The following is a 24768-nucleotide window of genomic DNA, read 5'->3' on the forward strand; positions in this document are numbered from 1 at the left end:
TCCGCGGCAGCAGCGACGGCGTCGAAGGCGGGCGCCATCTGCATCAGCGCGGCGTAGGCAGCGCGGCCGCTGTCGGTCCAGAGGTTCTGTGCCTCGACCAGACGGCGGAACTCCGCGCGCGTTGCCGGCATCGCCTGGCCGAGCGCGGCCATGCCCTGGCGCACGGTGTCGGTGGTCTTGGCCAGCTTCTCCTCGTCCGTGAAGAAGGCCTCGTAGTACGCACTGGCCGCCGACTGGAAGGCTTGGAGGCCGCCAGCCGCCTCGGCGAGGCTGTTGGCCGCATCGGCGCCCCACACGTTCACGTCGAACATGCGCAGGCCCAGCTGCTGGAGCACCGGATTGACGCCTGTGAGCGCGCCGGTCAGGCGCTGCAGCGCCGCCGACGCCGACTCCCCTTGCCGCACCAGCCCGGTGCTGCCGATCAGCCGCCCGGCGATCTCCTCGCCGATCTCGGCGAACCGCTTGTTGAGCTCCGCCTCGACCTCGGCGCCGCTCTTGCCCTTGGTGCTGATCTGCACGCGGGCAACGAAGCCGGCCAGCGCGTCGGCGGGAATGCCCAGGGCGTCGCGGTAGGCGCGGGCCTGCGCGAACATGCTGCCGACAGCCGCATCAAACGTCGCATCGGTGCCGCCGTCGAGCGCGCCGGTCGTGGTCTTGCCCCCGCGGAACCACCCGCCCTTGTAGCGCTCGTAGGTGTTGCCGTCGAAGCCGACCTCGCTGACGTTGCCTTCGATGCCGGCGTCGACCAGCTTGCGACCGAAGGCGCGGTTGACCAGGCCGCCGATCGCGCCGCCGATCGCCGCGCCGATCGGTCCGCCGACGATCGCGCCGATCGCGGTGCCGGCGTTGACGACGCCGTTCCCGCTGCCGCGCACGGCGTACCCGTTGCTGATCCCCCGGCCGCCGTAGACGCCGACGCCGACGCCGGCCGCCCACGGGGCGAGCGCGCCCGCGCCCTGCGCGAAGCCAGCACCGATGCTGCCGTTGGCCATCATCGAGCCCGCGCCTTGGAGCGCGAAGCCCGTGCCGCCGTTCATCGCGAGCGCGGCGCCGGAGGTGAACGCCGAGGACATGCCGGCGACCCAGCCGGGCATCGCCGACGAGAACATCGACGAGCCGCCTGAGGCCGCGTTCGCGGAGCCGGGCATGCCGAACATCGAGGCGACGCCGCCGGTGATGGGTTGCACGACCGCCTGGATGACGGGGCGCAGCACAGTGCTGCGGAACAGCCCGACGAGGTACTCGCGTGCGCTGCGCCCGCCCTGCATCAGCGCGTCGGACAGGGACTGCCCGATCTGATCGGTCGTCTTGCGCCATGCGTCGGCTGCGTCCCGCGTCGCTTCGGTCCCGGCCGCCTTGATCGCGCCCGTGCGCCGCGCCTCGGCGACCTGCTCCATCAGTCGGATCTCCGCACGCAGCGCCTCAAGCCTTGCAGGCGACTCGCCGGCGATCTCCAGCATATAGAGCCGCTCGCGCGCGAGCTCGATGTTCGCCTGCGCCCGGGCGTACTCGACGCCCGCGAGCGCGCCGGCCTCCAGCCCGATCGTCTCGTTCCGCTCCTGCTGCTCCTTGAGCGCTGCCGCCAAGCTGTCGACGGTCGCGTAGAGCTGTGCGTCGGCCTTGGCCGCGTGGGCGGTCACAGCGCCCATCGCCTCGCCGAGCTCCTTCTGCTCCTTCTTGTATTCCTCGGTGAGCTGCTTGGCCGCTGCCTGCGAACCGATCAGCTTCTCGACCGCCGCAACGTACCGATCCTCGGAGATCTCCCCTTTGGCGCGCATCTTCTGCAGCCGCTCGAGCGTCTCGAGGTAGTTGGTGTCCAGGCCGATCGCACCCATCAGCAGCGCCTGCCGCTTCTTCGCCTCTTCGGCCGCGGCTTTCTCGGCCTCCTTGGCCTTCTCGGTCACACCGGTCTTCTTCAGCAGCTCCTCCTGCTGCTTCTTCAGCGCCGCGACGTACTCGTCGCCGACCAGTACGCCCGCCTGGTTAAGCCGGATCAGCTCTTCCATGTCCTTGACATAGCCGTCCGGCACACCCGAGAGCTTGCGGCGGAAGGCGTCGAGGTCGCCCGCGAGCCTGCGCGCCGCGTCGGCTTCGGCCTCCATCGAGGCAATGCCCTGGCGCTCGTTCTCGCGCGCCTGCTGCTCCACCGGATCGAGTTCGAGGATCCTGCGGCGAAGCTCCTCGATGCGCGCGGTGCGCCGGGCGAGGACCTCCTCGCTGGCCTTGGAGCCATAGAAGCCGCCGGACTTCCCGGCCTTCTCCAGCCGCTCCAGCTCCTCGCGCATACCGGCGAGTGACTTCGCGTAGGCGTTGTTCACCACCACGAAGGCGCCGGCCGCGGCGCCGATGCCCAGCAAGGTGAGAACGACCGGGTTGGCCGCCAGCACCGTGCCGAGCCCGGCCAGCGCGCCCGCCAGGACGCCGTAGCCTTTGGCGAGCCCCATCACGCCCGCGACGGCCGCAGCGCCGGCCAGGGCGCCACCGATGACAGCGAAGGACTCGCGGTTGTCGCGGATCACGGTGCCCACATCGTCGATCGCGCCGGAGAGCGCGCGCATCGCCCCGGCCAGCATGCTGCTTGCGCCGCTGGCCTGATCAGCCTCGCCGATGAACTTCATCGTCGAGTTCGACAGCAGCGTGAAGGCCTGCCCGACGGTGAGCGTGGCACCCTGCACCTCGCGCGCGAGCTGCGGCGCGGACTTCTCCAGCGCATTGATGACCTTCTCAGCAGTGATGGCGCCCTGCTCGCCGAGCTTGCGCAGCTCGCCCGTGGTCACACCCATGCCCTCGGCAAGCGCGCGCGCGAGCCGCGGCGACTGCTCCATCACCGAGTTCAGCTCGTCGCCGCGCAGCGTCCCGCTCGCGAGGCCCTGACTCAACTGGGTCAGCGCGGCCTGCATGCTTGCAGCCGAGCCACCACTGATCGTCATCGCATTGCCGATCGCCTCGGTGATACCGAGCAGTCGCTCTTGCGACAGCCCTAACGCCTGGCCGGCCCGGCTGATCGAGGCGTAGGTCTCGCCGAGCTCGGCGAAGCCGGTGCGGCTGCGCTGCGCGATCTCGAACAACGCCTCGTAGGCCTCGCCGGCGGCGCGCGCGCTGCCGGTGGCGAGCTTGAGGCTGTTCTGCAGGGTCGTGACCGCATCGGCCGCGCGCACGGCACCAGAGGCCATGCCCACAGCCGCGGGCACCAGGGCGAACAGCGCGGCGCCGTAGTGGGCCACGCGGCCGATGGCGCCAGTGAGCCGCTCGAGCTGCCCCTCGACGCCGGCGAACGCCTGGCGCACCTGCGCCTCGCCGCTGACGTTGAGGCGGATGCCAATGTCAGTGGTGCTCATCGGCGGCGTCCTCGTGCTAGGCTTTTTCGCATGCCATTCACTCTGTTCTTCGTGCGCGTGCTGGCCTCCCTGCTGTTGCTGCTGCTGGCGGCTTCTGCGCTGGGGATGTCATCGCTGATGCGCTGGAGCGCGCTCGGCTGCGTCTGGAGCGCGCTGGCCGGGATCGCGGTCTTCTTCCTTGAGGCGATCGGGGCACTGTCGCGCGCGGCCGACTTCTTCTTCGGCCCGCGCAGGTAGGCGGCGTCATCGCCGCTGCTGCGCCCACTCCTCGAGCGCAGCCCGCTCCATGACCTGCAGCTCCTGCATGCGCCGGCGCAGCCGCCGGCCGCGGATGCCGCGCCCCTGCAGCCAGGCGAGCACGCCCGCGTAGTCGAGGCCAACGGGAGCGCGGTCCAACCCGGCGCGACGCCACTGCGTCTGCACCTCGCCCCACAGCCGCCAGGGCTCAACGTTCTCGGGCCAGAGGTGGAAGATCCCCTCGTCACGCACGCGTGGTCGGTCGGCGACGAGCCCGACGGCGGCCAGCGCCTCGGCGATGCGACTTTCAGTGTTGGTTGCGGCATCATCGTCGTCCCGGTCGATCCTGAGGTCGCCGCGCGCCCACAGACGCGCGGCCTCGATCAGTTTTTTGCGCGGCCCTCCGAACCGTCGGAGAGCACCAGGGCGCGCAGGTAGGCGCCCCAAACGATGGCCGGCAGGCCGGCCAGCGACAGCAGGCACTCGAAGGCTTCGCGGCTGAACCGCGCGGGTTCGCCGCTGTCGTCCACTACCAGGCGCTGGCCGCGCCACCCGCAGACCTTCTCGAGCAGGAAGTCCTTCGTTTCGAGCTCGTTGGCCTGCAGGGCCTGCAGGGCTTCGCGGCCCTCCTCCTGCGAGATGCGCTGTGCGCTCAGGTGGAAGAAGTGGCTGGCGGTCTTGCCCGCGTCGTTGAGCGTGATCTTGATCGGCAGTTCGATGATGTCGGCGACGGTGAGCTTGAAGGTCATGACGTGAGTTCCTAGGGATGAAGGGGTCGCCCGGCGCCCGGCCGGGCAGGTGGTGTCAGACGCAGGCGAGGCGCAATTCGTCGTTGCCCGACACGGGCACCAGACGCAGATCGAAGCCGATCAGGCGGTTGCCGTTGAGCTCCTGCTTGGAGGGGTTGATGAGCTGCACCGCGGGCGCATGCACGATCAGCTTGTTGCCAGCGGCGGTGCCCACCGTCATCGCGAGCGACTGCGTGGTGTTGTTCTTGACGCTGGCCATCAGCGAGACCTCCTGCGCCGCGGTCAGGTCGAGCTGCATCGAGCCGGTGGCGGCACGGTCGGCGATCTGCACGAACTCGCTGTTGAGCATCGGCGTGAACGCCACCTGGTTGCCCAGCTCAAGCTCCAGGCCGGTGCTGTTGTAGGTGGTGCCGCCGGTCAGCGCGCCGGCGGCGTAGGCCGCGCCGAGCGTGATGTCGACGACGTTGGCCTTGGTGATCGCGGGCGGCACGCGCCACGACGTCAGCGTCGCGCTCGGGTTCGCCACCGCGCTCACGCCGCCATCCAGGCCGATGAGGTCCACCGACAGCGTCGGGCGCTCGCCCACCTTGAAGCTGAACTTCGGGTTGCCCATACAGCCCAGCAGCTTGTGCAGCACGCCGTCGTCGTAGTAGTAGACGGTGACGGTCTTCATGCCCGAGGAGATCGGCGTGTACTCGTTGCGCGCCGGCGTCGTGAGGTTCGCCTCGGCGATGCCGCAGGCCTGCAGCAGCACGCCCCACTTCGGCGCGGTGCCGGCGGTGCCGCTGCCGGCCAGCTCGACGGTGATGGTGGCCTTGACGCTGGCCGGGCCCACGAGCTGCTCGGCGCCGCCCAGGAAGGGGCGGATCAGCTTGCGGTCGATGTTCTGCGCGTCCAGCGGCGTGATGCTGACGTCGGCCAGCAGCACGGCATCGGCGGCGCCGGTCGGCACGGCATCGGTGCCCGAGGTGGTCTCGACCTTGGCGAGGACGACGGTGTTCGTGATCAGGCGCGGCATGGCTTACTCCTTCGAGTCGGTGGGCTCGCCGGCCGTGATAGGCTCGGCAGCGGGTTCGTTGGGGCGCCAGTGCGGCGCGGTGTCGCTCCAGTTCCAGGAGCCGCCACCAGGCAGCGGCGTGTTCTCGGGCGTGGGCTTCGGGGTCAGTTCGGTCTGGGGCATGGGTCAGCTCACGAGGTTCAGGGTGGTGTCGGTGCGCACGGCGATGCGGTAGGAGGCAGCAAGCTCGCCGAGGGTGGTGCTGCCGGACTGGGCACGGGTCTCGGTCGCCGTCAGCTCGATGCCGAGCGACTGGAGCTCGGCGCTGCCGCACAGCGCGCCATGCACCGCGTGGTGCAGCTCGTCGGCCGCGGCCTCCCAGGCAGCGCCGCTCACCAGGTGGTGCACAAACACGGTGAGCTCGTGGTCGAGCATGCCGATCGGGGCGGTGGCCATGCGGCGGGTGGCTCCGCGGCGCACGAAGACCAGCGGACAGTCCTCGGGGCTCCACTCGTCGTCGGCCTGGTGGCGCACCACCCGGGGACCCGCGGGCGTGCTGGCCGAGGCGATGACGTCGGCGACGCGCTGTAGCAGCTGCTCGAAGGCGGTGGCAGCCATGCGTCAGTCCTTCGCCAGCGAAACGAGCAGCTCGGCACCGTCGCGCAGCGGCTGGCCGGCCTCCCGGGCGCGCCAAGTCGTGGCGCCGATCTGGAAGGTGTCGCCCTTGCGCACGCCGGCCGTCACGGCCGCCGCGGGCAGCTTGAGCGAGGGTGAGTCGCCCTGCATCAAGCCGGCGATCGAGGCGTCACCGCCGCCCATGTCGAGGATCACGTGCACAGCGGTCTCGATGCCGCTCGCCGCGCTCATGTGCGTGGCGGGCGTGCCGAGGCGGCGGTACAGGCGATCGACCATGGCGGCGGCGTCGAGCATCGCGGTTCAGCCGGCTTAGACGACGCCGTTGAGGCGCACGCGCATCGTGGTCTGGCCGTTGGCCTTCGGGGCCAGCAGGCAGCCGATCAGCGTGTTGCCGGTCGAGATCGTGGTGCAGCGGCGGTTGGTGTTGTCCCAATAGACCTTCGAGCCGACCGAGCCAGTGTCGCCGGACACGGCCGTGAGGTCGCAGACCCCGACGGTGCGGGCCTCGACGGAGGCGCCGTTGGCGGCATCGCTCACGGCAACACCGAAGAGCGTGCCAACGAGCAGGCCTTGGCCTGCAACGACGGCGTAGGGGGCGGCAAGGGTGACGGTCTCACCCGGCTGGAGGAAATTGCGCATGGGGGTGTCCTGTGCGATCAGAGGTGCGGTGACGTACCACCGGCCGAGGCCGGTGGCGGCTCATCAGGCAGCGCCGGCGTTGGTCACGGCGCCGCGGTAGTCGATTGCGGCCACGCCGAAGTCCAGGCGCGCCTTGTATTGCGTGCCGTCGACGGTGAAGCCCTTCTCGGACTCGATGACCGGCTCCTGTGCGCCATCGAGGAAGGCGACCTCGAGCACCGGCGCTTCGGTCGGCTCAGCGAACAGGTAGCGGCGCGTGCCAGACAGGCGCGGCGTATCCACGATGTCGCGGAACAGGCCGTTGACCATGTTGGGACGCTGCAGCTTGTTGACGGTATCGGGGTCGTACTGCGCGCTGTTGATCACGCGAGCGGTACCGCCGAGCGACAGCGGCACCAACAGCACGGCCGGGCGCAGGTCCAGGAACTCGTTGCCTCCGACGTCGGTCTGCGAGGCCATCGCGACCCGGTCCGCGTCGAGAGCAGCCACCGCCAGTGCGGCGCCGGCGGTGAGGTTGCCGTGATCGGCATGGAACAGCGTCTTGCCGTCGGGCATCACCGGGCCAAGCCCGCCGTTCTCTGCCAGCAGCGCGTAGACGCGCGCCTCGATCGTGCGGCGTGCCGCACGGCCGAGCATGGCCGCCAGCCCGATGAAGGCGCCCAGGTCGTCGTTGATGATCGCCTGGCGCGACAGGTTGATGATGTTGCCCTTGGTCCCCGCCTGGATCGTGGCGCGCTCGCCGTCCGGGATTGCCTTGTTCTTGAACTCGCCCAGCTCGTTGAGGTCGTCCAGGTTGCCCAGCGAGCCGGTGCGGTAGCGGTTGTGCGCGCGGAAGTCCGAGACGCTGCCGATGGCGCAGAAGCGGCTCCAGGTGTCCGGCGCGGTCGCGTAGGCCTTCTGCAGCGCCTTGTGCATCGCGTTCTCGAGCAGCACCGGGAAGTCACTGCCGGACTGGGTGAAGGCCGAGGCCACGATCTGCATCTGGTCCATGCGGTCATGACGGATACCGCCGCGATCCAGCGACGCGCGCGCCAGGTCGAGCAGCTTGGCGCCGCGGTAGGCGCTGGCTTGTGCCACTTCACGCGTCTTGGCGTCGGCAAGGCCAGCACGGGACAGCAGAGCAGCGGTCACCGACTCCTTGCGCTTGTCGGCTTCGTCCTCGAGCGTCACGACACGGTGAGCTGCGACCGGCTCCGCATCCTGGGCCAACAGGCGCAGGATCTTCTGGCCGGCAGCTTCCGGGGTGACACTCGCATCGTCCTCGCACTCGCGCTGCAGCTTGGCGAAGGCGTCGTTGCCACCGAAGCGCTTGGCCATCAGGTCGAACTCGGCGCGCACAGCGGTGCGGCGCTTCTGCTCCGCGGCCAAGATCTGGGCAGCGCTCGGGGCGGCAGGTTGCTGGTTAGCCGCCGACGGGTTGTTTTTCGGATCCATATGGGTCGGTTCCTTGAGGAGGGATGCCGCAGCGGCGGCGGACGTGGAAGGGGCGAGCCGGCCTGCGGCCGACGGGTAGCGCGAGAGCGCGGCCGCAGGGATTGCGGCGGAGGCGGACACGGGGATGGCGGAGACCACCTCGTCCACGAAGCCGAGCGCCTTGGCCTCGGCGGCGGTGTAGTAGTGGTCGACGCCGTCGGTGAGCAGCTCGAGCATCTCGGCCGGCTCGCGACCGGTCTTGGCCGCGTAGCTGGTGGACATGGCCTCTGCCCACTTGTCGAGCATGTCGGCGGCCTCACGCAGATCGGCGCTGTTGCCGCCTGCGTAGGTCCACGGCGCGTGGATCATGAGCAGCGCGTTCTCCGCCATCTCGACGGAGTCGCCGGCCATCGCGATCAGCGAGGCGATGGACATCGCCATGCCGTCGATCGCGACCGTGACGGCGGCCTTGTGCCGCTTGAGCGCGTTGTAGATCGCCAGGCCGTCCGGCACCGAGCCGCCGACGGAGTTGATGCGCACGGTGAGCTGCTCGACGTCGAGCGCGGCGATCTCACGCACGAAGTCGCGAGCGGTGATGGTCTCATCCCACCAGCTCTCGCCGATGTCACCATAGATGAACACCTCGGCGGAAGCAGGCGCCTCGGCCGCCGCGCTGATGCGGCGCGCTCGTATCGAATACCAGGGGTTGGGCATGCAGACAGTCCGGCTCAAAGATTGAGCCGAAGGCTATCTGCGAAGTCGTCTAGTTTTTAGGGGTAGGACTGGACGATTTTTCTGACTGTCAATCCCCGATATGAGGGGCGCCTAAAAAATTACTCCTCGGCGCCCCTTTCGGGCGGGGGCTCCTCCACTCCCGAGGTCGAGAAGCTCAAGCCCATCTCTACAGCCTTCTTGCGGAACTGCGCGATCTGCTCGAGCACGTCATCGGGGTTGGCCCCACGACGGCGGATCATCTCGACCTCAGAGGCAAAGCCGGCCTTGACCAACGCCTCCGCCCCAAGCGCCTCCTTGAGCGGGTCGATCCAGGGCATGGACTGCGCGACGTAGACCGCGTCATCGTGGCTGCCCGGCTTCAGGCCTGCCGGCATGCGCACTACGCCGTACTGGTGCGCTACGGTGACGAACGTCTCCCACACGGGCTGCACGAACTGGCCCACGAAGTCGTCGGTGAGCACCGCGTAGTGGATCCACTGTTCCACCAGCTCCTGGCGCTGAGCGCTGTAGGTGCCGCCATAGTCGCGACTGATGCTGCTGTAGCTACCCCCGAGCCCGGCTGCGATGGCGCGCAGCTGGCCCTGCCGGAAGGTGATCAGGTTCGGGTTCGGCCGCTTGCTGTCGATCATGCCGATCTCCTCGCCGGGCCCGAGGTCGTCGATGATCATGCCGGGCGCCAAGTTGATCTGGCGTGGCTCCCGGGAGGCGCCCTCCTGGACATAGAGTTCGGGCGTGCCCTTGCGCACGTAAGCAGTGAGCATCGCGGCGATCTTGGCCGCCACACGCTCGCTTTCCTCGTAGTCCTTGATGTCCTCCAGCCGCGTAATGACGCTCGCGAACTCGCTCACGCCCCGGATCTGCCCGATGTGATCGAGGCTGGCCAAGTGCAGCACCCGCTCCCACGGGATGCGCTTCGTGTCGCTCGCCAGCGGCTGGCTGATGCTGCTCGGGTTGGTCTTGAGCACATGCACGGCCAGCGGCTTGCCCCAGGCATTGCGCTCGATGCCCTGCACGATCCCGCGGCGCTCGTCGTGAAGGTCGAAGGGCACGAGATCCGCCTCGAAGGCCTCAAGACTCAGCGGCACGCGGGTACCGTGGTCGAGGTCGTTGCGCGGGCCGATGATCATCTGCGAGAACACGTCGCCGTCACGGATCCAGGCACGAGCCATGGCGCGCTGCAGCTTGCTGAAGGACAGTTGGTGCGTCACCTCCGGCACCCGGACCCAGTCGCGCCAGGCCTCGAGCAGCGCGGCTGCGTAGTCGCTGTCGATGCTGCCGTCCTCGCGGCGCGGCTGCGGCTCAATGCCGATGCCCTTGGCGCCAACCACGTTGTTGACGAGCGTGCGCAGCGCACCGCGCGCCAGGTCGTGATTGCGCGCCAGGTGCCGGGCCTGCGCTCGAATCACTTGGCCTGACTTCTGCACCAACTCGTTTTGCGTGGCGCGCTCGCGATAGAAGCGGCGCGTACGCGAGGACTCGGCTGCGTCGTAGCTGGCCAACACCGAGCGGACATGCCGCCGGCGCAACTCAGCGAGCGGGGAGAAGTAGCCGATGAGGCGGTCAAGCGCAGTGACCTTCATGCGCGACCGTCCCGCAGGTTGGCGAGGCTGAAGCCGAGTCGGCTGCGACCTGCTACCGCAGCCCGTTCCAGGTTGACCTGCTGCTGCAACTCCCTGATCTGCCGCTGCACGTCGGCGAGTTCGGCCATGCGGTGCCGACGGCCGTCGACGCTGACCTCTTGCGCTTGAAGGATGGCCACCTCGGCGGCAAGGTAGGCGGCAAGGCGGGTTTCGGCAGTAGTAGTCATCGAGTTCGGCGGGTGCGCGTGGCTGTGGCGCGCAGGCTACCGCGGGTTTCGTCCAACTTTTAGGGGCGGCACTGGACGATCAGCAGTCATCCCGCCCGCGGCGCACGATGCTATAGATCGATGCGCGGCTCAGTCCGTACTTTCGACACAGTTCCTTCACGTTCGCGCCCACGTACTCGGCGCGGATTCGCGCGTTGCGCTCCGCCCTGTTGAGATGGCTCGCCCCCGGAAGGTAGTAGTCCCCGCCCCCATGCCCAAGCTCCGCTGCCGAGCGAGCAATCTGGGCTGCCAGCGCCTCTGCCACCGCAGGAGGCAAGCCGGCGAAGTGGCGCAGGCCGTCGGCCACCACGTCGACAAAGGAAGGGGTCATAGGCGGGAACTCCAGTCGGACTTTGCAATGGGGGAGACGGGCCGCGGCTTGCGAGGCGCGGCGGCGGCGCGCTCTGCACGGCGCTCCTCCGGAGAGACGACCTCGCTATTGGCATCGGTCTGAAGCCGAGCCCACTCCGGAGGCTCATCCCAGCTCAACCGCCCCTTGGCGCCGTAGCCCAGCGCCTCGCAGACCGCCAGCGCGTACACCCACAGGTCGAGCGCTTCGTTGCGGGTGCGGATCTTTTTCCACTTGCCCTTGGCGCCCCGGATTTCAGCCTTGAGCTCGTCGAAGTACGCCTGGGGAAGCCACTTAGGCGCGTGGAAGTAGCCGGGGCCAGGCACTTTGCGACGCAGACTCGCAGCGATCACGTCCTTGTAGTAGTCGGTGTTGACGATCCACACCGGCATGTCGTGCATCGGGCGACCGTCGCTTGCGCGCGCGGTGCCCTTGATCATCGGCTTCTCCTGCGCGTGGCTGCCGCCCTTGACCAGCAGCACGCGCGAGGCAAGGCCCTCGCGGCGCAAGCGGCGATACCAGGCGTAGGCGTTCGGCGTGGTGCCGGCTTCGCCGCCGGTGTCTACAGCGACGCGCAGCACGCGCATCTCGCGCCCGTCCGCGAGCCGATACGTCGCGCGCACGAGCTTCTCCGTCAGCAGATCCCAGTCCTCGGGATAGCCGGCCGGGTCTACCTGGGCGGTCACCCCGCTGCGCTCCGTGGTTGTGAGCGAGAAGCGGTCGACCAGCCACGACTCGAGGTGCGGGCCGAAGGCGCGGACCTCGCACACGAAGCGCGCGTTGGTGCCGCCCTGCACGTCGGCGGTCGCGAGCAGGAAGCGCGCCTCCTCCGGGACGTGGTAGCGCTCCAACTCCTCCGTGCGCGACTCGATGCCGACGTCCTTCTCGGCCGACAGGTGGCGCGGCAGGTAGGGCATGCCCTGGTCGGTGTTGACTGTGGCCTTGAGCGTGAGATCGGACCCCGACAGCACGTACTCGCGCAGGCCCTGCAGGTAGCGCAGGATGAGGCTGTCCCACTTCTGGTAAGCCGCGGCCACTCCGCCGAGCCAGTAGCCGGCGATGCTCGAGCGCGGTGCCTCGCCGATTACCTCGCCCTCGGGCGTCACGGCCTGGCCGTCCGCCACCCAGCGCGCCGTCTCGATGCGGTTGAGGTGGGGCTTGTGCTTTGCGTCGATCAGGCTGCCGCAGTGCGGGCAGACGACCCGGGCATGCTGGGCGGCCAACGCAGGCAGGTTGGCCGCGCGCACCTCCTCGAGTAGCTCGTGCTCGGCGGGCAGGGTCGAGAACAGCGCCAGCCCCGGCGCGGCTTCGAAGTAGTCGCGGCAGTCGGGGCACTGCCAGTACCAGCGGCGCCGGTCCGAGCGGTTGTAGATGCCCACCACCCCGGTGACCGGAGGCGCCTCGTGCTGCGTCGAGGGCTTCCAGTGCGGGTCGGCGATGTCGCGGCCCGGGCTGGACTCCACCATGCACATGCCGCGGCTCAGAAACGTCGTCGTGCGCTTGAGGCCAAGCGCGTAGGCCGAGCCCTCGCCGTCGATGTTGTCGGCCATGCGGTCGTAGTCGGTCAGCGCCACGTAGCGGTAGTCGCTCGAGGAGAGCTGCGACGCCGAGGGCCAGCCGATCTTGAGCCACATCCCGTGGCGGAAGAGCTTGTCGTGGGTGTTGTCGTCGTGCCCCCGCATGCTCATCAGCTCGCGCAGCTGCGGGCTGTTGCGGATGGCCCGGTCGACGCGTGTCTTGCTGAACTCGCGCGCTTTCTCCTGGCTCATCTGCACCACCAGCATGTCGCCCGGGTCGCAGGTGATGACGTGGGCGAGCCAGCCGTCGAGCAGTCCCATCGTCTTGCCGGTGCGCGCGGGCCCGACGAAGCACACGGCCTCGTGCCGGCGGCTGGCCAGCATGTTCATCGGCTCGATCATGTAGGGCGTCTCGGTCGCGGACCAGTTGCCCGAGTAGCCACCTGGCTGGCGGATCACGAGCGCCTCGGCGGCGCCCTGCGCCACGCTCACACGCCGGGGCGGGCGGAAGGCGATGGCTGCCGCGCGAATGACGGGGTAGGCGGAGGCGAAGGTCATTCGGCGGCCTCGAGAGGAGCGAGCGCACTCAGGCGGTCGGCCATGACGTCCATGGCCTCGAAGAGAGCAGATTCGACCTGCTCGGCTACATCCGGGGCGATGCCGTGCCGGCGCTCCAGGTTGTCGGGAATGGCCCGGATGTCCTGGGCGAGCGCGGCGAATGCGGTCGCCACCGCCTGCTCGACGTCGGCCGCCGGAATCAGCTCCCGATCTCCCACCTGCAGCTCGCGCTTCTTCTTCTCGGCCTCGTACCAGGCCTTGCGGTCCTGCGGGTGAAGGCTGTCCGGATCCACCTCCCCGGGCGCGCTCTGGCCGCCATAGAGCCACTCGGCCAGGGCGCGCAGGTCGAGCACCCAGCTCACGCCTCGGGAGCCGCGCTGCAGCACCGGCGCGCCCTTGCGAATCCAAGCGTCGACGGTCGGCAGGGTCACGTCGAAGAACTCCGCCGCCTGCGCCTTGTTGGCGCGGCGCACCTCGGGAATGGTCAGGGTAAGCGGCTGCATGAATTAAACAAATGCTTGCGGGGCCGAAAAACTGTCGAAGCGCGGGGCGCGAATGACCCCCGACGCTCGAGCCCCGGAAGGACCCGCGCTCCCGCCCCTCATGCCCTCGACCTCGCGGTCGCGATTGCCTGGGCGAGCGCCTCCTCGAAGCGCTGGCGGCCGACCCGGTTGACTGTGGCCACCGCCACGCCGTAGAAGTCCAGGCGCTTGCGGTACTTCACCGCCTGCTCGCGGAAGATCACTAGCGGGATGAGCTGGTCGCGCGCGCCGGTGCGCACGCGTTTGTAGAGCCCGGCCGGGCGGCCGTCGGGCGGGTCACCGTAGAACAGATCTGCCCTGCTGCTCACCCCTGTGCGCTGCCCCACCTTCCCGCGATGCGACACCCGCTTGCCGGCCTTGGCCAGCTCGATCAGCTTCTTGAGGTCGCGCCGATTGACGTTCCCGAACTCGTTGCGGTTAATGAGCGAGGGCAGCACGGTGGCGCGGTTGGTCGGATTGCGGTCGCCGCCCTCCACCTGCCAGCGCAGGTACTGCGCTTGGCGGTCCATTACGCCGACCGTCGCGACGAGCTCACGCTTGTTCGCGGGCGTGACGAACAGGCCGCGCTGCGTGAACGGCGTCGGTCGGTCGAAGACGCTCACCATCTCGGCCTGGACGTCCTCACGCACCTCCCGGGCGATGGTGGTGAGCGCGCGCGCCGCAGCGAACGGGATCTGCCTGCGCGCCACGTCGTCGAGGTGCTTGACTACGTCGGCGACGTTGGTCGTGATGTCGAGCTTCACGCTGCCCCTCCCGTATGTTGAGCGCCGCGGGCTGTGACAGCTTCGCCGAACCGTGCGATCAGCGCGGCATCCGCCAGCGCTTGGCCGCGACCCTTGGCATCGAGTTCGCGCCACGCCGGCCACAGCTCGATCGCCCGTGAGCGCGCCGCATCCTTGTCGGTGCCGATCAAGCCCGCGCGCCGCTTCCAGGCTTGTGGCGTGACCATCGTCGTCTCGATCTCAAGCGCGCCCAGCACGCCAGAGACGACCCCGGCCGAGTGCCCGAAGCTGAACATGGAGGACACGCCCTGCCCCGGCATGGCGCCCACCTGCTCGAGGAAGGCCAGGCCGTTGGCGAAGGGTCGCAACAAGGCAGCGAGTGCGGCCGCGTTGACGCGCGTGGCCGAGCCCGTCTTGCGAGTGGGCATCGCTGCCCACTTCAGCGGCACGCCGGCGGCGTCGAGGATCACGATAGCGCCCGAGGCGCCGGGGTCGATGCCGATTCGGCAATGGCTCATTTCACAATCCCTCGTTTAAGCGTTTTTGGTGTCGGGTGGCGGCCTCGGTATTCACCGGACCTCGTTCGTGGCTTGGCGGCCCCGTTCCGGGGCTTGGCGGGCACTCCTGATGCGCTCGGCCCACCGCTTAACGTGCTGGTGGCCGGCAAGCGGGTCGGCGAAGGTCAGCCGCAGCGCCGAGCGGTAGGTGGCCGTCAACCGGCCGAGCCGCTCGCTGTCGGCGAAGCTCGGGGCGTAGGCCAGCGAGCGCGCAGAGCAGCCCTCGCAGTCGCCGCGGTACTCGGCGACCAGCGGGTCGTGTTCGGCATCGACGCAGGCGGAGCAGTTCATGCAGCCCCCTGCTGCTGGTAGGCGGCGACGCGCGCAGCCGCTTCGGCCTTCGCATCGGCGGTGCGCTGCTTTGCCACGGCGTCGTAGCTCGGCCCCTCCTGGCGGCCGGCGAACCAGTTGCGCAGACCGCGCAGCCTCTCGCGCACACCGTCAGGGGCCTTGTCGGCGAGCAGCTGCAGCGACTGCTCGGGCGCCGGCAGAGCCGGCCGCTCCAGAGCGGGCAGGCGGCCGAGCTCGACGGCCTTGTCGATCGCGGCACTGCGCTGCTGAGCGTCATGACCGAGCGACGTGACCCAGGCAGCAGGCCGGCGCGCGCGGCGCGCCTCGTCGACGAGCCGGATGTAGGCCTCGCGAAACGCCATGCGTGCGCCGATCTCGTCGCCGGAGGCGAACACCGCGCGGCACACACCCCACGCCTCGGCCATCTCGGCCGTCCACACGAGCGTCTTCGACTCGTCGGCGGCGCCGATCGCGACAGCCCACGCCTCCTCGGCGCCGGGGCGCCTGTCTTCCGCCACCAGCCCGGTGATGTGCGCCCGGATGCGGTTGGGCTTGGGCATGAAGTCGCCGTGCTTGTCGCAGCGGAAGTGCGCATCGAAGCCGGCACGCACCTCGGCGAGCGGGAACTCGGCCAGCGCGCGGAAGTACATCGCCTTCTGCGTCGGGCTCAGCGGCTTCTCGTAGAAGCCCGCCACGTCGTCGAGGAGCGCGAAGAACTCCTTCATGTCGGCATCACGCATCGATCACCTCACCAGGTTTCGCGCCGAGCAGGCGCATCGCTTCTTCGGTGCTCGCCGCGTTGCGTGCAGCGAGCGATTCATGGGGGGCCAGGACGGCCGGAGGCGGCAGGGCTTTCGCGAGCCACTCGAGCGGCTGCAGCGGCTTGGCCCGGATGCAGGCGCGCAGCTTGTCGATGAGGGCGGCGTCGCCATGGGTCTTGCGCAGCCCGCCGAGGAACGAGCGCGCCGCCTTGTCGGTGGAGCCGGCGGAGGTCAGGAGGGGGACGCCGTAGCCGAAGATGATCTCGTCGGGCTTGAGCTTCGACCTCGGCTCCTCCTCGCCGGCATGGAGCGGCGGGACGCCAGCGGCGTCAGAACCGATAGGTTCTGCTTCTTTTATATATCCCTGTCCCTCTCCCTGTCCCTTGGAGCGCGTTTCGCTGGGGACAGCATCGGGACGAGACTCTTTTGTCTTCGGGACACTGCCGCCCTGTCCCTGCGACAGCCCGCCCTTGTCGCTAGGGACAGATGGGGCCTGTCCCTGCGACAACTCGGAGGCGTCGCCAGCGACAGGCAGGCGCTGTCCTTGGGGACAGCCCTGCGCCACCCACTCCTCGAAGACCGGCTGCGGGATCTGCGTGCCGTGGCGTTCGTTGTGCTTCTTGATGCGCGCGCACTCGGTCTTCCAGCGCTGATCAAGCCGGGAGTTCCAAGCCTCGACGGCCTTCTCGGCCACGACCGGGTGGTAGAGCCGGCCGTCGGCACACTTCACCCAGCCGCGCAATGCGCCCGCCTTGACCTTGCGCCACTCCTTGACGACGCGCCCGTAGCCGGCGAGGTTGGACAGGATGCGATCGTCGTCCGGCAGCGAGGCGGCCGGCACCTGATGCCACGACGCGGACCACAGCAGCACGGCGGCCCAGCAGGCCTCCGGGGACTCCAGCGCGGAGAGGTCGCTGTCGCGCAGACGCCGCACATCCAGCGGCATGCACGCGAAATCGCGTAGGTCGCAATCGGCCGGCACGAGCGGCTCGGGCAGGTTCTCGTTCAAGGCGTCAGCCCTCCCATGCGCTCGATCGCGCGCAAGACAACAGAGGCGGCCAGGTAGGCCAAGGCGAAGATGGCAAGGGCGCGCCGCGGACTCATCAAATGCTCCCGGCGAGCCGTTGCTGCCGCTTGGCCTTGTCAGCAGCGCTCTCGGTGAGCTGGCCCACCAGGCCGATGGAGTCGGGCTTGACCAGCGCGCCGCGGCGCATTTCGTCGGTGACGACCGGCTTGCCGTTGGGTGCACAGATGCGAGGGGCAGCCTTCAGCGGCTGCAGGTACAGCCGGCCGAGCTCGTCGCGCTTGCCCTCGTAGCCGGCACCGACCTCGTACAGCGCGCCGAAGGCGCCACAGGGGTGGATGACGGGCTTCACTCGTCCTCTCCCAGCCAAACGTCGATCCAGGCGCCGAGGAAGATCGCGCCGGCGGTGCACAGCGTCCATTCATAGGGCGCTGCGAGCGTGCGCAGGTAGTCGGCCATCACAACTCCACCCCCATGAGGCGAGCGAGGCCTTCGGCGAGCGCAACGACGGCGCCGATGACGCCGAAGGCGGTCAGCAGGATCTCGATCAGCACGCTCGGCCTCCTTCGAACCGATCGAACGGCAGGCGGGGCTGGATGGCGGCGGCAAGCCGCGTACGCTCGGAGACGATCGCCGGGATCTCGCGCTTGCGCTCAAGCATCAGCTGCGAGCCGATGGACGCGCGCGCCTTGGAGCCCTGCTCGCGCGCCTCGAGGGCGAGGAACTGCTGCCACAGGCCGAGGTGCTGCTGCTGGAGCTGCTCGGCCATGGTGTTGAAGGCCTCCAGGAAGGCCCGCTTCCACTGGTTGGCCCGCCGGCCGGTGAAGCCCATGGCCACGAAGGCGAAGCCGTCCTTCGTCAGGCGGTACTCCGGCACCGCGCGGCCGGTCGGGTCGGTGTATGTGCTGAACGCAAAATTGCGCTCAGTGAAGCTGCGCATCTCCGGATCGGCCAGCAAGGCCCGGATGGCGCGCAGCACATCCGCGTGTCGCTTGCCAAAGCGCTCCGCGACGATGCGCGAAGTAGTGGTCGGCTCCGCACCCTCGGGGGTGACGAGCAGGGGGGTCCTGAGGTCCATCGCTCAGGCCGCCCAGTTCGCGTAGAGGCCGGCGTCGCGGAAGCACGAGCCGCAGGGCTCGACCTGGGCAACGGTCGCGACGTGCGCGCAGGTCTCGCAGCGCTGCTCCACCTGAACGGGGGATGTGGGCACGGCCTGCTGCGGCGCAGTATTGAATCGGGGAAGATTGCCCTGCGCGTCGAGCGAGGTTGCGGCTTCCGGGGTGGCGTTTTCGGTCATCGTCTAGCTTTCATGTGCCGCGCTCGGCGGCGTTCTTCCTCAAGGTCAGCCGCCTGAACTGCGCGGCCCAAGTTCAAGCCCGGGGTTTTCCCGGGGCCTCTCCCGTGTTCTTCCCGGCTTCCGCCCAATGCCCGGCTTGGACTTCGGCCTTGTCAGCCCAATGAAGTCCTCCCTTGGGTAAATTCCGTTCGGGCGCTTTTCCGCAGCGCAGCAAAGACATGCGATGAACGGTTCCGTAGACGATTTCGCGTTGGGTCGTGCGGCTGGCTATCGGGCTGCTTTGCTGGCGCTCTGGGCGGAACTGCGAGAGATGGACCCTGGGACTCAGAAGCGGCTGATCAAGGCCTGCTTGGCCGGGGTTGAAGAGGAATTGGCCCACTCGCTGCCGAGCAGACTCATCTCCGAGGACTTCCTGAGCGGGCTTCACACCGTTGCCACCGACGTAGAAGGCATGTCGCGGGCGTCCGCGGAAAGCGAGCCGCCGGGCTGAGTAGTCGCGCAGAGCATCCATCACGCCCCCTCCCCTGCGTGCACCGCCGCCTCATGCGCGCGGCGCGCTCCCTTGCGACGCTCCTCGCTTCTGCGCTCGCGCTCCCGCCGGTCCCCACCGCTGCGCTTCTCCGGCATGCGTGCCTGCACCCCCTGCTCAGGGGGAGGCGTGTCGGGGGTGGGCGGGGGGAGGATGGGGGTGGAGGTGGGCTGGTCACGAAGAACGCCCCAGGGGATGTCCGGCCGCAGTTGCTCGCACGTTACGGGCTCCCCCCGCTTACGGGTGAAGTGCTCAATGCCGGGGCAGTACTCGGCGGGGACTCGGCCGCGCGCCTTCCACATGCTCGGCGCACTCTGCGCCACGCCCAGGGCGCCCGCCAAAGCGGAGACGCCGCCGGCGATCTGGATTGCTCTTTCAAGGGGAGTCATGGCAGGCCCGATGCGTTATCACGTTCGTGATTGTGCGGCCACCACGAACGTGGTGCAACCCCGCGTTCTAATCACGGATGTGAAAACATTCCCAGAACGCCTGAAGTGGGCACGAGAACGAAAGAAGTGGAGCCAGGCGGAGCTGGGGAGGCGGGCTGGCCTGTCTCAGGGCGCCATCGGGAACTACGAGAAGGGCGAGCGCGACGAGCCGCGCAACCTGATCCAGCTTGCCGAGGCCTTGGGGGTCCACCCCAAGTGGCTACTGAAGGGCACTGGGCCCAGGGATGTTGGAGAGCCTTCTAACGTTGCCCCCGCCGCCATCGGCACCCGCAAGATCCCGCTGATCAGCTATGTCCAGGCCGGCCAGATGGCCGAGGGCCTCGACTTCGGTGGAGAGCTGGAGTACCTGCTGACTGACCTTGATCTCGGGGAACACGCCTTCGCGCTGGAGATCAAGGGCGACTCGATGCTGCCGGAGTTCAAGCCGGGCGACCGCATCATCGTGGACCCGGATGTAGCGCCGCTACCGGGGGACTTCGTGGTGGCGAAGAACGGATCCCACGAGGCGACGTTCAAGAAGTACCGGCCGCGCGGCATCAGCATTACCGGCAAAACCATATTTGAATTGGTTCCGCTGAACGAGGACTACGAATCAATGCGGTCCGACGAGACCCCGATTTCAATTGTCGGCACCATGGTCGAGCACCGGAAATACCGCCGCAGGTAGAGACCCGAAGCGCGAAATTAATAATATTCAACCCATATGTTTCCCAAAAAAATATCGACATCCATATTGCTCTCCATCGCCTCTCTCGCGTTTGCAAATGAGCCCGTCAAAGTAAAGCCGCCAGAACACAAAGTTCTCTCATCTCCTGGGGGGAGATTCGTATTTGGGCAAGTTTCAGAATACAGGAGAGATCAATATCTACTGGACACACAAACCGGACGACTATGGCGGATGGTGGCGATTCCTGCGAAAAATCGTGACGGTAGCAACTCCAGCTCAGAAACAATCGATGCCTTGGACTGGGTCCCATTCGTAGAGGGGAGCGGCGAATTCAGCAGGGCTCCTCGGTAACCAACACCGCCTAACCTGCCCCGCCATGCCCTCCCCGGCTTCAGCGCGGCGAGCAAAGACCCCAATAGCCCCCGGCTTCGGCGCGGCGAGAGCGCAATAGCCCCCCCCTGCTCACCGGAACTCAAGCCTCCTCACTGGACCCCCATGACCCCCGACAGCTCAATCATCCAGACAGAGATCCAACTCATCAATGCGACGGCCGGCCTGGCAAAAGCGATCGAGGTCCTTACCAAGGACCTGCCGGAGGAGCGCAGGGCCGAGGTTTTCCTGCCCTTGGGAGGCGCGCTCGGCGCCATTCAACAGGCCTTGGCGTTGGTGCAGGAGCGGATCAAGCATTTCGAGGACGAGCAGGAATCCTCAAAGGGTGGCCCAACAGGTTAAGGCTCTCTCTGGCGTGCTCGCCTGCCCCTCCAGCTTCAGCGTGCCGAGGGCGCAACAGCCCCGACTTCGACGAGCGCAGCCGCCCGCACCTGGCGCAAATGTGCTTCCAGCAGGCGGCCGAGGTGTGCCAGCAGACGCTGGACCGCTACAGCCGCAGCGTGGCGTGGGCAAGCTGCGATGGAAAAGACGCCAGCACCGAATAGCTGCGCGCCGGCATGGTGTGGGCCTACCGGAAGTACCTGACGGATGGGGCGCTGCTCGAGGTCGAAGTCGAGAGTGAGGCACGCGCAGAGCGGCGCGAGCTGGGGGCAGATCCAGAACCGGTGCCGCCGTGGGAGTGGCGGTCATTGAAGCAACGTCAGCAGGAGCGTTGATTGCAGCACATACCAGAAGCAGAGGCGAGGGCCCTGCTGGCAGAGCCTCTCATCTGCGAAGACTGCCCTGACTGGGAGCACGAGAAGACGCAGCCGCACTCGCTCTCCACAGAAACTGGATTGGTGGACGCGGACGGGATACGGACCGGCCTCCATGTGAAGCTGATCTTCAGTAGGAGCCCGTCCACAGGGATCGTGCGGCACATCTTCACGGTGTACAAGCGGAATCCGTGGGGATTGACCAGGGTCTACCAGCTTGAGGTCTCCAAGTGGAAGAAGCATCAGCCCAAGGACAAGCACCAGCTCTCACACGAGCACATCGGCAGGTCACGCACAGAAGGGGATGCATCTTGGAGCCACTGGACTTACGATGAGATCATCGTCCACTTCTGCCGACAAACAAACATCACTTTCAAGCCGCCCCTCTCACATCCTGAAGACTTCAGGCTACGGGGATGAACATCATGATCTGCTCAAGTCTTCCGTCCATCACTGGCCTTGAGTGCCACCCCATCAACGACGATGGGTCCGTGGCCATGATAGAGACTGCCTTTTGCTTTGAGGATGGCGATAGCTTTCCTGTTTACGTTCAAAAAATTGGCGGTCAAGTAAGATTTTTTGATGACGGCGGGGTGCTGCTGCACTTCATGGGGCGGGGTCTGCAATTTGAAAACCATAGGCGGACAAGGTTCATAAAAGCTGCAGGGGAGCCGTTCGGGGTTTCGCTGAACGAAATCGGTGAGTTCGAAATATGGGCTCCGGCTGATAAAGCGCCAACTGCATTCTCGAACTACATTTCAGCCCTTGTTTCAATCACCTCTTGGGAGAAGCAGCAGGTCGGCACCCAGATTGACATAGCCCACTTCATAGACGAAGTTGGCTTGTACTTGAGGGCATGGAAGCCTAAGGCAAACTTACGGCCAGAGCCGCAGTACACAGGCATCTCTGGCAACACTTACACGCTGGACTTCGACCTAGATGGCAAAGCCGTCGTTGCGATCACTACGCACCCCAATTCTGTTAGCTCTGCGCTCAGGAAGCTTCTTGACATCAGAAGCTCTCCAGCCAACAGTAAACTTCAAACGCTAGTGGTGCTTGATGATAGATTTGATCAAGAAGCAGCCAAACGGGAATCCTTGGTGCTTGAATCAGTAGCCAGCGTTCTTCCAATGACTCGGCTGCAAAAGAATGCAGGCTCAAGTCAGAGAGCTCAGTAAGCGCCAAAAGGCCCGCCTCGCGCGGGCTTTTTTGCGCCCGGCATCAGGCCAAGGCGCGGTAGCGCTCAGCCGCGCGCGACCGTGAGCTGATGCGCGAGCTGCGCGTCACCCCAGTCCTCGCCGTAGCAGCCGCCGGCAGGCAGAAGCTCCGGCGCGTCGAGGCAGCAGCCGGCATCGAGGTAGGCGGCAGCAATGAGCAACTGCGGCGCGCGGTCGAAGCGCTCCACCAGTTCGGTGAAGAGTGCGATCCCGAGCGCTACGCTGTCGGAGTGCATCGAGGCGGCGGTGCGAGGGTAGATAGTGCGCATTCCTCCTCATCGGCGCCCGAATCTCGGACTTGAGGCTCTGCTCCGCGTCTGGCGTCAGGCCGCCTCTCGGTGCTCCACGTGCAGCGGCCACGCGCCGCACTTGCGCGCCTCCAGGATCACCATCTCCACGACCGAGCCGTCCTCCGCGTAGCTGACGCAGGTGTTCCAGTCCTGCAGGCCCTCGCGCACGATCGGCTTGCTCGACAGCCGCATCACCAGCGTGTCGTCGGCCTCAAGGTAGGTGATCCTCACGAGCGCCCCTCTTGCGTCGCCGGCCGCGCGGCAAGTCGCACGCCAAGCGCGCTCATGACCCGCAGCATGGTGTCGAAGCGCGGCTTCGCGCCCGGCGTCAGTGCCTTGTAGAGGCTCTCGCGGCCGAGCCCAGCGTCCTGCGCGACCTGGGCCATGCCGCGCGCCTTGGCGATGTGCCCCACCGCCTCGAGGAATTCGTCAGGGTCGCCATCGGCGAGCACCTGGCTGAGGTACTCGGCCACCGCCTCCTCGCTATCAAGGTAGCGCGCGATGTCGAAGGGGATGAGCTTCTCTGCCATGACTACAGCTCCTTGGCGATCTGCTTGGCGCGCCGGATATCGCGCTCCTGGCTGACCTTGTCGCCTCCAGCCAGCACCACGATGACATGGCCGCCGCGCTGCACGAAGTACACGCGGTAGCCTGCCCCCACATCCACGCGCAGCTCGGACACGCCCTCGCCGACCGCCTTCGCGTCGCCCAGGTTGCCGGCGCGCACCCGGTCAAGCCGCCGAGCGATGGCGATGCGCGCGCGCAGGTCGCGTAAGTCCGCGAGCCAGTCGCTGAAGCTCTCGGTGAGCTGCACGGTGAACATTGCCCGATGGTATCCGATCGGATACAGGCGATGCGATACCCCCAATGCAATGTGCACATCCCAATGTGCGGCAGGCCCTCACCGGCAGACGAACTCCCCCGCGCGCCGATCCCACTTGCAGCGCCCGCCCTCCTCCGTCCCGCCACCCCACGCCGCTGCCACGAACAGGGCCAAAGCAGCCGCTCCGATCTTCTTGCGCATCCACATCCTCCAGGTCTCGTGAGGCCCGCACCGTAGCGGCGGCCGAGCCGAGCTACATCCCCGGGGGTGCGGGGAGCTCTAGAAGAGGAACGATGGGGATGAGGAGGCGCATGCGGGAGGGTAGTGGCAGGGCCCCCGCGGGCTTACCGAGCGTCACTCCGGCCCACTCCATCACGCCCCCGACATATCAATCACATTCGTGTTGACTTACAAAATCACGTTCGTGATAATCCATTCCATCGCCCCCCCCCACCCCGGAGCCTCGATGGAAGCCCAGACCCAAGCCCCCGCCGCGCCGGCCTTCGTGCCGGTCTACCAGCAGCCCGAGCCGCCCTTCGCTCCTGCCCATGAGGAAGCTGCCCGGCACCTGCGCCGCATCCACGCCGAGAGCGGCGCCACGTTCCCCGCCGGCTGCGACGAGAGCGAGCGCCGCGCGCTGTACTGGTCCCGCATGGCCTACGCGCTGCTCGGGCGCTGTGTGGTGGCGCTGGATCAGCGCGACGAGGCGCGCGCCGAGACGGCCAAGGTCCGCGCCGAGTTCTCCGCGCCCGGCCTGACGCTCTCCGCCGAGTGGGGCGACATCGTGTTTGAGGTCGAGGGCGACTTCTCCCCCGAGGAGCGGGGCGACCGAGAAGAGCCTGGCTGCCCGGCGTACTTCGACATCACCGGCGTCTACCTCAACGGCACGGAGTGCTCTCAGGCGCTGAGCAAGGAGGTGCTCGACGCGCTAGAGGCCGACTGCCTGGCGCAGTGCGAAGAGAACGGCCGCACAGCGCGCGCTGCGCGGCGCAATCCTGAGCTGGCAGCGGAGGCGCTGTGACCGCCCTCGCCCTCCTCCTCCTGCTCGGCCTGCCGGCCTGGGGCTTGGCCTTCGTGAAGCGCGAGGCGCGCCGCATGGCGAACCGCGAGGTGCTGCTGCGCCAAGCCGGCCTCTGGAGGGCCGCGCGATGACCGGTCCCCACCAGCCCATCGAGCTGCGCTTGGCCGCTGCCCATGCCCGCCGCGACGAGCTGCACACCGAGGCGATGGTCTACCGCGAAGACCTGCCGCGCGTGGACGTCGAGCTGCCCGGCGCCGAGCCGGCGCGTGTGGCGCCCATCAAGCGCAGCGTGCCGCGCGCGCAGCCGCAGCCGGCAGTCGAGATCCACCACCCGAAGACGCTCGGCGCGTGCTTCTGGCGCACCTGCCGCGCCCTGCTGGCCTACCTGGCCGGGCCGCGGGCTTTCTGATCACCACCAC

General features: G+C 67.8%; 37 protein-coding genes. 9 read left to right on the forward strand and 28 right to left on the reverse strand.

Going from position 1 to position 24768, the window contains the following annotated elements; all coding sequences use genetic code 11:
• Positions 1 to 3338 (reverse strand): tape measure protein (locus D3A59_RS06725; RefSeq protein ID WP_157991423.1); only part of this gene is annotated, 3338 nt, incomplete at its 3' end.
• Positions 3339 to 3368: 30 nt separating this feature from the next.
• On the opposite strand from D3A59_RS06725, the gene D3A59_RS06730 reads away from it, so the two are divergent.
• The gene (locus D3A59_RS06730; RefSeq protein WP_119154147.1) at positions 3369 to 3575 is read left to right on the forward strand and encodes a hypothetical protein; all 207 of its coding nucleotides are present in this window, start codon (positions 3369 to 3371) and stop codon (positions 3573 to 3575) included.
• A gap of 6 nt (positions 3576 to 3581) precedes the next feature.
• On the opposite strand, the gene D3A59_RS25255 is transcribed toward D3A59_RS06730, so the two are convergent.
• The 21 genes from D3A59_RS25255 to D3A59_RS06825 form a co-directional block, all read right to left on the reverse strand.
• Positions 3582 to 3827, reverse strand: a complete 246-nt coding sequence (locus D3A59_RS25255; protein WP_157991424.1) for a DUF1799 domain-containing protein — start codon at positions 3825 to 3827, stop codon at positions 3582 to 3584.
• Positions 3828 to 3958: 131 nt separating this feature from the next.
• Positions 3959 to 4324 (reverse strand): hypothetical protein, encoded by a 366-nt coding sequence (locus tag D3A59_RS25260; protein WP_157991425.1) that lies wholly within the window; start codon positions 4322 to 4324, stop codon positions 3959 to 3961.
• A gap of 55 nt (positions 4325 to 4379) precedes the next feature.
• On the reverse strand, positions 4380 to 5342 hold the full coding sequence (locus D3A59_RS06740) for a phage tail tube protein (protein ID WP_119154149.1): 963 nt from the start codon (positions 5340 to 5342) through the stop codon (positions 4380 to 4382).
• A 3-nt stretch (positions 5343 to 5345) separates the two neighbouring features.
• Positions 5346 to 5504 (reverse strand): hypothetical protein, encoded by a 159-nt coding sequence (locus D3A59_RS25265; protein ID WP_157991426.1) that lies wholly within the window; start codon positions 5502 to 5504, stop codon positions 5346 to 5348.
• A gap of 3 nt (positions 5505 to 5507) precedes the next feature.
• Positions 5508 to 5939, reverse strand: coding sequence for a hypothetical protein (locus D3A59_RS06745; RefSeq protein WP_119154150.1), 432 nt, complete (start codon positions 5937 to 5939; stop codon positions 5508 to 5510).
• 3 nt (positions 5940 to 5942) lie between these two features.
• Positions 5943 to 6251, reverse strand: coding sequence for a head-tail joining protein (locus D3A59_RS06750; RefSeq protein ID WP_119154151.1), 309 nt, complete (start codon positions 6249 to 6251; stop codon positions 5943 to 5945).
• 15 nt (positions 6252 to 6266) lie between these two features.
• Positions 6267 to 6596, reverse strand: a complete 330-nt coding sequence (locus D3A59_RS06755) for a DUF2190 family protein (RefSeq protein WP_119154152.1) — start codon at positions 6594 to 6596, stop codon at positions 6267 to 6269.
• 63 nt (positions 6597 to 6659) lie between these two features.
• Entirely contained in the window at positions 6660 to 8723 is a 2064-nt protein-coding gene (locus D3A59_RS06760; RefSeq protein WP_119154153.1) for a ClpP-like prohead protease/major capsid protein fusion protein, read from the reverse strand.
• A 119-nt stretch (positions 8724 to 8842) separates the two neighbouring features.
• The gene (locus D3A59_RS06765) at positions 8843 to 10324 is read right to left on the reverse strand and encodes a phage portal protein (RefSeq protein WP_119154154.1); all 1482 of its coding nucleotides are present in this window, start codon (positions 10322 to 10324) and stop codon (positions 8843 to 8845) included.
• Entirely contained in the window at positions 10321 to 10551 is a 231-nt protein-coding gene (locus tag D3A59_RS06770; protein ID WP_119154155.1) for a hypothetical protein, read from the reverse strand. Before D3A59_RS06770 ends, D3A59_RS06765 begins: the two co-directional genes overlap by 4 nt.
• 79 nt (positions 10552 to 10630) lie before the next feature.
• Entirely contained in the window at positions 10631 to 10921 is a 291-nt protein-coding gene (locus D3A59_RS06775) for a Mor transcription activator family protein (RefSeq protein ID WP_119154156.1), read from the reverse strand.
• Positions 10918 to 13014, reverse strand: coding sequence for a phage terminase large subunit family protein (locus D3A59_RS06780; RefSeq protein WP_119154157.1), 2097 nt, complete (start codon positions 13012 to 13014; stop codon positions 10918 to 10920). Before D3A59_RS06780 ends, D3A59_RS06775 begins: the two co-directional genes overlap by 4 nt.
• Positions 13011 to 13517, reverse strand: a complete 507-nt coding sequence (locus D3A59_RS06785) for a DUF1441 family protein (RefSeq protein ID WP_119154158.1) — start codon at positions 13515 to 13517, stop codon at positions 13011 to 13013. The genes D3A59_RS06780 and D3A59_RS06785 overlap by 4 nt, the downstream gene beginning before the upstream one ends.
• 98 nt (positions 13518 to 13615) lie before the next feature.
• Positions 13616 to 14299, reverse strand: coding sequence for a hypothetical protein (locus D3A59_RS06790; RefSeq protein WP_119154159.1), 684 nt, complete (start codon positions 14297 to 14299; stop codon positions 13616 to 13618).
• The gene (locus tag D3A59_RS06795) at positions 14296 to 14796 is read right to left on the reverse strand and encodes a RuvC family protein (RefSeq protein ID WP_119154160.1); all 501 of its coding nucleotides are present in this window, start codon (positions 14794 to 14796) and stop codon (positions 14296 to 14298) included. The genes D3A59_RS06790 and D3A59_RS06795 overlap by 4 nt, the downstream gene beginning before the upstream one ends.
• 51 nt (positions 14797 to 14847) lie before the next feature.
• The gene (locus D3A59_RS06800; protein WP_119154161.1) at positions 14848 to 15126 is read right to left on the reverse strand and encodes a hypothetical protein; all 279 of its coding nucleotides are present in this window, start codon (positions 15124 to 15126) and stop codon (positions 14848 to 14850) included.
• A complete protein-coding gene (locus D3A59_RS06805) occupies positions 15123 to 15866 on the reverse strand; it encodes a hypothetical protein (RefSeq protein WP_157991427.1) in 744 nt (247 codons plus the stop codon). Before D3A59_RS06805 ends, D3A59_RS06800 begins: the two co-directional genes overlap by 4 nt.
• The gene (locus tag D3A59_RS06810; protein WP_240635975.1) at positions 15859 to 16896 is read right to left on the reverse strand and encodes a DUF1376 domain-containing protein; all 1038 of its coding nucleotides are present in this window, start codon (positions 16894 to 16896) and stop codon (positions 15859 to 15861) included. The genes D3A59_RS06805 and D3A59_RS06810 overlap by 8 nt, the downstream gene beginning before the upstream one ends.
• Positions 16897 to 16990: 94 nt before the next feature.
• Positions 16991 to 17263, reverse strand: coding sequence for a hypothetical protein (locus tag D3A59_RS06815; RefSeq protein ID WP_119154163.1), 273 nt, complete (start codon positions 17261 to 17263; stop codon positions 16991 to 16993).
• 195 nt (positions 17264 to 17458) lie between these two features.
• Positions 17459 to 17989, reverse strand: coding sequence for a Rha family transcriptional regulator (locus tag D3A59_RS06820; protein ID WP_119154164.1), 531 nt, complete (start codon positions 17987 to 17989; stop codon positions 17459 to 17461).
• 3 nt (positions 17990 to 17992) lie between these two features.
• On the reverse strand, positions 17993 to 18208 hold the full coding sequence (locus D3A59_RS06825) for a hypothetical protein (RefSeq protein WP_119154165.1): 216 nt from the start codon (positions 18206 to 18208) through the stop codon (positions 17993 to 17995).
• 223 nt (positions 18209 to 18431) lie between these two features.
• On the opposite strand from D3A59_RS06825, the gene D3A59_RS06830 reads away from it, so the two are divergent.
• Positions 18432 to 18698, forward strand: coding sequence for a hypothetical protein (locus D3A59_RS06830; protein ID WP_157991428.1), 267 nt, complete (start codon positions 18432 to 18434; stop codon positions 18696 to 18698).
• 20 nt (positions 18699 to 18718) lie between these two features.
• Here D3A59_RS06830 and D3A59_RS26845 read toward each other — a convergent pair whose 3' ends face one another.
• On the reverse strand, positions 18719 to 19060 hold the full coding sequence (locus D3A59_RS26845; protein WP_419187238.1) for a YdaS family helix-turn-helix protein: 342 nt from the start codon (positions 19058 to 19060) through the stop codon (positions 18719 to 18721).
• Here D3A59_RS26845 and D3A59_RS06840 point away from each other — a divergent pair.
• The 4 genes from D3A59_RS06840 (at position 18993) to D3A59_RS06855 (ending at position 22176) form a co-directional block, all read left to right on the forward strand.
• Complete coding sequence (locus tag D3A59_RS06840) at positions 18993 to 19853, forward strand: LexA family protein (RefSeq protein ID WP_240635976.1); 861 nt, start codon at positions 18993 to 18995, stop codon at positions 19851 to 19853. The genes D3A59_RS26845 and D3A59_RS06840 overlap by 68 nt on opposite strands.
• Before the next feature lie 495 nt (positions 19854 to 20348).
• A complete protein-coding gene (locus tag D3A59_RS06845) occupies positions 20349 to 20585 on the forward strand; it encodes a hypothetical protein (protein WP_119154169.1) in 237 nt (78 codons plus the stop codon).
• A gap of 374 nt (positions 20586 to 20959) precedes the next feature.
• The gene (locus D3A59_RS06850; protein WP_119154170.1) at positions 20960 to 21418 is read left to right on the forward strand and encodes a hypothetical protein; all 459 of its coding nucleotides are present in this window, start codon (positions 20960 to 20962) and stop codon (positions 21416 to 21418) included.
• Entirely contained in the window at positions 21415 to 22176 is a 762-nt protein-coding gene (locus D3A59_RS06855) for a DUF1828 domain-containing protein (RefSeq protein WP_119154171.1), read from the forward strand. The genes D3A59_RS06850 and D3A59_RS06855 overlap by 4 nt, the downstream gene beginning before the upstream one ends.
• A gap of 65 nt (positions 22177 to 22241) precedes the next feature.
• Here D3A59_RS06855 and D3A59_RS06860 read toward each other — a convergent pair whose 3' ends face one another.
• The 5 genes from D3A59_RS06860 to D3A59_RS26640 form a co-directional block, all read right to left on the reverse strand.
• Entirely contained in the window at positions 22242 to 22484 is a 243-nt protein-coding gene (locus tag D3A59_RS06860; protein ID WP_157991429.1) for a hypothetical protein, read from the reverse strand.
• A 54-nt stretch (positions 22485 to 22538) separates the two neighbouring features.
• Positions 22539 to 22736: a DUF2283 domain-containing protein gene (locus D3A59_RS06865; RefSeq protein WP_119154173.1), complete on the reverse strand. Its 198-nt coding sequence runs from the start codon at positions 22734 to 22736 to the stop codon at positions 22539 to 22541.
• Positions 22733 to 23035 (reverse strand): addiction module antidote protein, encoded by a 303-nt coding sequence (locus tag D3A59_RS06870; RefSeq protein ID WP_119154174.1) that lies wholly within the window; start codon positions 23033 to 23035, stop codon positions 22733 to 22735. Before D3A59_RS06870 ends, D3A59_RS06865 begins: the two co-directional genes overlap by 4 nt.
• Positions 23036 to 23037: 2 nt before the next feature.
• On the reverse strand, positions 23038 to 23328 hold the full coding sequence (locus tag D3A59_RS06875) for a type II toxin-antitoxin system RelE/ParE family toxin (protein WP_119154175.1): 291 nt from the start codon (positions 23326 to 23328) through the stop codon (positions 23038 to 23040).
• A 78-nt stretch (positions 23329 to 23406) separates the two neighbouring features.
• Positions 23407 to 23529 carry a hypothetical protein gene (locus D3A59_RS26640; RefSeq protein ID WP_272868053.1) on the reverse strand — a complete coding sequence of 41 codons (123 nt, stop codon included), beginning with the start codon at positions 23527 to 23529 and terminating at the stop codon, positions 23407 to 23409.
• Positions 23530 to 23794: 265 nt separating this feature from the next.
• Here D3A59_RS26640 and D3A59_RS06880 point away from each other — a divergent pair, with 265 nt between their 5' ends.
• The 3 genes from D3A59_RS06880 to D3A59_RS06885 are packed head-to-tail and all read left to right on the forward strand — an operon-like array spanning position 23795 to position 24758.
• Positions 23795 to 24349: a hypothetical protein gene (locus D3A59_RS06880; RefSeq protein WP_119154176.1), complete on the forward strand. Its 555-nt coding sequence runs from the start codon at positions 23795 to 23797 to the stop codon at positions 24347 to 24349.
• Entirely contained in the window at positions 24346 to 24480 is a 135-nt protein-coding gene (locus D3A59_RS26645) for a hypothetical protein (RefSeq protein WP_272868054.1), read from the forward strand. Before D3A59_RS06880 ends, D3A59_RS26645 begins: the two co-directional genes overlap by 4 nt.
• Positions 24477 to 24758, forward strand: a complete 282-nt coding sequence (locus D3A59_RS06885; protein ID WP_119154177.1) for a hypothetical protein — start codon at positions 24477 to 24479, stop codon at positions 24756 to 24758. The genes D3A59_RS26645 and D3A59_RS06885 overlap by 4 nt, the downstream gene beginning before the upstream one ends.
• Positions 24759 to 24768: the final 10 nt, after the last annotated feature.

It is taken from the genome of Caldimonas tepidiphila (assembly GCF_003569765.1).
GTDB lineage: Bacteria > Pseudomonadota > Gammaproteobacteria > Burkholderiales > Burkholderiaceae_C > Caldimonas > Caldimonas tepidiphila.